Below are 4,550 nucleotides of genomic sequence, written 5' to 3'. Positions count from 1 at the left end.
AAGAGCGCCTCCCGCGGGAGGCTTGACAAGGAGGTCGGATGACGACTTACAGCGAGATCATTGGTGGTGCCCGGCCGTGGCAGGGCGTTTTGGACACCTCAGTCATGGCCGATGACTTGGTCAGCACCGGTCACCGGCTCGCCGATGCGGCAAAAGCCGGCAACTGGCATGAGGTGATGCATGTGCTGGACCGCGAGTGGAACTGGCTCGTCATTAACCAGTGGCGGCCGGGCGGTACGGCATGGTTCACCGCCTTGCATCAAGCCGCCTGGCACGGTGCGCCCCCAGAAGTCGTCACTGAGCTGCTGGACCGGGGTTCACTGCGGTCGCTGCGGGATTCGAAGGGGCGCACCCCCTTCGATGTCGCCATCGAACGCAACCCGGTCCCCGTACTTCTGGAACTGCTGCGCCCGCCGCGCTCACCGTTGACGAGCGAGCAGATCCGGGCGCTGGACACGCGACTCGCCGAGCTGATCGATGGGCGCATCCGCGGGCGGGTTTTTGACGGCGACCTGCGTGCTGCGTTGCGCTACCCGCCGGTCGAGGTGCTACACGAGCCGCCCGGTCAGCGGGTGTGTGTGCCGCTGCCAGGCAAGTACGTGTTCCACGTCGAGCTGCAACGCGGAGCGCTGGAGGTGAAGAGCTGGTGCGGCTTCGTCGAAGGCTCCGGCCAAGCGCATCTGGTCACCCCCGAAGGTTCGGTCTTGGTCGATCAAGGATTCGTCTAGTCAGCGGATCCGCTTGAGCCATGACGGATTCAGATTCCGACCGTCCGCCCGATCGGGCGAATCTAGGCCGCTAGATAGCTACACCCACATCATTTCTTACGCTCAGCTGAACCTGCGCCCATGCGCAACGAAGGAGACATGCTATGACTTTTACTGCTGCACAACGTGATCGGGCCTGCGGTGCGCTGCTCACCTCCGCCGCCGGCGATGCTCTGGGCGCCGGCTACGAATTCGGGCCGCCGCTTGCTCCCGATGTCTCGGTTGACATGATCGGTGGCGGACTCGGACCGTTCAAGCCCGGCGAATGGACCGACGACACCTCGATGGCCATCGCGATCGCCGAGATCGCGGCCACTGGGGCAGACCTGCGTGACGAGAAGACGCAAGACTACATCGTGGAGCGCTGGGGTTGGTGGGCGAGAACCGCCAAGGATGTCGGCAACCAGACTCGTTCGGTTCTGTCCGCCGCAGCTCGACGAGGTATCTCTGCTCGTAGCGCTCGCGAAGAGTCGGCTGCGCTGCATGAGCGCACCGGCCACACCGCCGGGAATGGCTCGCTGATGCGCACCACGCCGGTCGCGCTCGCCTACCTAGACGATGAGGCTGCACTGGTGGAAGCCGCGCGTGCGATCAGTGAACTGACGCACTATGACCCCGACGCCGGTGATGCCTGCGTGCTGTGGTGCGCCGCGATCCGCCATGCCATCTGGACCGGCGAGCTCGACGTGCGGATCGGGTTGGGCCGCATCGATGCAGGGCGCCGTGAGCTATGGGCGTCGCGTTTCGGCGAGGCTGAAGCGTCGCAACCATCGGCTTTCTCCGCTAAGAACGGCTGGGTTGTCGCCGCGCTGCAGGCCGCTTGGTCGGCGATCGTGAATACGCCTGTCCCGGAGGAGGATCCGGCTTCAGAGGTGTTTCGCGCTGACCGCCTGCGGTTGGGGCTAGAGGCAGCCGTGCGCGGCGGTCACGACACTGACACCGTCGCGGCCATCGCGGGCGCCCTGCTCGGCGCCGCCTACGGCGCCTCCGCGGTGCCCTCGCGGTGGCGGTCGATGCTGCAGGGCTGGCCGGGCCTCACGACGCGCGGACTGATCCAGCTCGCCGACAAGATCATCGACAAAGGCCGGCCCGACACCTTTGACTACACCTACAGTGGCTTTCCCGAAGCGTGCAAACCGGTCCAGCACCCCTACGACGACCAGATATGGATTGGTGGTGTCGCGGCTCTGCAACAGTTACCGAAGGGAGTCGACGCGGTCGTGTCGCTATGCCGAGTCAAGGATGAGTACCTGCCGGTCGGCGTCACACAGCTCGATGTCCGACTTATCGACCTAGAGGGCGAGAACGACCATGTCGATTTCGTGCTGCTCGATACCGTGCGGGCGATAGAGCAATTGCGAGCCAAGGGCCGGACTGTCTTCGTGCATTGCGTCCAGGCATACAGCCGGACGCCCACCATCGGCGCGGTGTACGGCGCACGCAAGGAGGGTGTCGGCGTTGACCAGGCGCTGCGCGACGTCGTCGCTGTGCTGCCCGGCGCTAACCCAAATGCTGAATTCTGCGCTGCGCTAAGGCGACTCGATTTGCAACGCGGCGGTGCATCATGACGCGTTTCTCCCATTGGCTCGCGCTCGGGGAGAGAGAAGCGGCTCATGACTGGGACGAGTAAAGATAGGAACTTGCGGCCTTCAAGGCAATTAAGTGCGGCCACCGGGCTGGGCACATATTGGAATGCGCTTTTCCCGCCACGCTTGGTGACGCCCTGGATCGACTTTAAGCGCAATTCGACCGGCGTTAACATCGCACGCCGGTTGTGGAATCAGCGTGAATACCTGCGCAGCACGTACGAGACCGTCCATGGCGTGGATCCGGAACGGTGGCCCTCCCGACACCCTGGCGTTGTCCTGGACGAAGTGCTATGGATAGCGCATGCGGCGTGTCTAGGCTGCCGGTGGTTCGATGCGCGAGGGCACTATATGAAAAGACCAGAAGAACTGAGGCAAGCCCTTATCCTGGCTCGCCGCCACGAAACGTCGGACGGGGAATTCCGTGGCGATGTGAGCTTATATCAGCCGGGAACGACCGAAACGCCGCCCACCGATAGCGATCCGAAACCCAGCGGGTCATAACGGTTCCGGGGTCCACTCGGGTGCGGTTACGGTGTCCACGCCCTCATGCCGTCCCGGATGGCCGCCATCGCCGCGTTGTCGTCTTCATTGTAGGTGAGTAGCCACTGCTTCGCCTCGGCCACCTCGTCTGGTTCGGCGCTGGTGCGTACCTTTGAAAGATAGGTTTGGGAAATTGCACCGCCTGGGTCGTCGACCCGCCAGGTGAACCCGAAGAGCCGGGCCACCACTTTTAAGCTCGAACCGTGTACGGAAAGGAAGTTTGCTTTAAACACTTTCTCTAGATCCACGAATACGGCTGTCGCAGCGTCCATTAGGTCCGCAACTTCCGCCGCGCCGAGAATGCTTTTCAACTTCGACCGCTCTGGGCTTGACCAGTGGAAGACTTTCAGTGTCCTTCCGGCGGCTTGGGCCTCGTCGTGCCGGTAGCGCAACCAGTCGGCGAATCGTGCTGCGAGAGCCTTTTCGCGATCGGAGTCAAGTGGCATCCACTCGACGAATTCGTCAACGTACGTCGCGCTAGCCTCGTCGATGCCAACCCGCGGACGGGCGCCCCACATGTAAACACGATTGTCGAGGTCGTATTCAATATCGACGTCGACTTCGATGTCGGCGGCGGGAATTTCCAGGGGACCCTCGCTAGTTCGTTTCAGATCTACACCAGCACAGATCATTTCGGCACGTTCGATAGCTGACGCGAGACGCTTCCGTGCGGTACCAGGGGTTAGGTGGCTCACCTCCGCGACGTAATCATCGAAGAACACTGGGTCGTTCGAGTCGAGAACCGATAAGGACTCAGTTGTGCTCACCCCCATTCGGCGTAGCGTCAGCCACTCGCGGGTGCCGAGTCGCCCGATGGTGATCACAGTTGACGGGTCGTCCGGGCCCATCTGTTGTCGGCACCACTCCTCGTAAGGACAACTGCTGCATTCGTTCTGCCCGATCGGTTCCACCAAGGGTTGGGGGTCATGCTCGCCGCCTATCACTTCTCGCGCAGTTGCGGCCACTTTTACACGGAAAGTGTGTTCGTGGTCGTAACGCTCGAGCAGTGATCGGCGTACCTTGCCGCGGCTGCGGGAGAAAGTCGAGACCAGCGGCTCATTGAGGTCGTGCCAGGCGAACGCCAGGCCGGGATCTTGGTTCGGCGTGACCGCGACTTGGCTGGTACCCACAATCGCGCCCCACAAATGATCGGGCCCAGAATGATAGCCACATGCCTGAAGCATGCGCGTGTAGTGGGCCAGTTGCAGACCGTCTTCGTATCGATGCGAAGTCGCCGCCGTCCAGCCCGTCAGGTGGAGTCGCTCGCCGGGCGACTCGACCGGCGATATGACAACGCGTGCAATCTTCCGGCATTGCATAGTGAGGTGGTTCTTTACGTCTGCGGGCAAATAGCCGCGGCCGACTTTGATCAGAATGTCCGGTCGACCGGTGCGACCACTGTCGATGTCGTCCGGGAGCCACCCACCCAGTATTAAAGGCGCACTCGTATCCATCGCTTGCACGGTCATTGTGATCGCTTTGGATTTCGGCACTTCCGGCGCCACCACAACAGCGTTGGGATGTAGTGCACGCAAATGTGCAAACACGTTGCGCTCGAAGCGTATGCCCGCCTTAAGTCGGTCCTGTTCCTCCGGGGCCGGCTCCCACTTCAATGTCGGCACAAGCGGCAGGTAGTCGTTCTGTACCCGTACGG

3 protein-coding genes are annotated in these 4,550 nt (G+C 62.4%); 2 read left to right on the top strand and 1 reads right to left on the bottom strand.

Features of this window, described 5'->3' with window-relative positions; genetic code table 11:
• The first annotated feature begins 38 nt into the window (after window positions 1-38).
• Window positions 39-728, top strand: a complete 690-nt coding sequence (locus A5652_RS02320; RefSeq protein WP_067346239.1) for an ankyrin repeat domain-containing protein — start codon at window positions 39-41, stop codon at window positions 726-728.
• A 143-nt stretch (window positions 729-871) separates the two neighbouring features.
• The gene (locus tag A5652_RS02315; protein ID WP_067346238.1) at window positions 872-2,335 is read left to right on the top strand and encodes an ADP-ribosylglycohydrolase family protein; all 1,464 of its coding nucleotides are present in this window, start codon (window positions 872-874) and stop codon (window positions 2,333-2,335) included.
• A 548-nt stretch (window positions 2,336-2,883) separates the two neighbouring features.
• On the opposite strand, the gene A5652_RS02310 is transcribed toward A5652_RS02315, so the two are convergent.
• A partial coding sequence (locus A5652_RS02310) for a ribonuclease H-like domain-containing protein (RefSeq protein WP_067346236.1) occupies window positions 2,884-4,550 on the bottom strand: 1,667 nt, incomplete at its 5' end.

It is taken from the genome of Mycobacterium sp. 1165178.9 (genome assembly GCF_001673555.1).
GTDB lineage: Bacteria > Actinomycetota > Actinomycetes > Mycobacteriales > Mycobacteriaceae > Mycobacterium.
This window is presented reverse-complemented; position numbering and strand designations above follow the sequence as displayed.

What these genes read in the sequence shown, in the direction of transcription:
- A5652_RS02320 (WP_067346239.1), top strand. Translation starts at nt 39, where the DNA reads ATGACGACTTACAGCGAGATCATTGGTGGTGCCCGGCCGTGGCAGGGC.
- A5652_RS02315 (WP_067346238.1), top strand. Translation starts at nt 872, where the DNA reads ATGACTTTTACTGCTGCACAACGTGATCGGGCCTGCGGTGCGCTGCTC.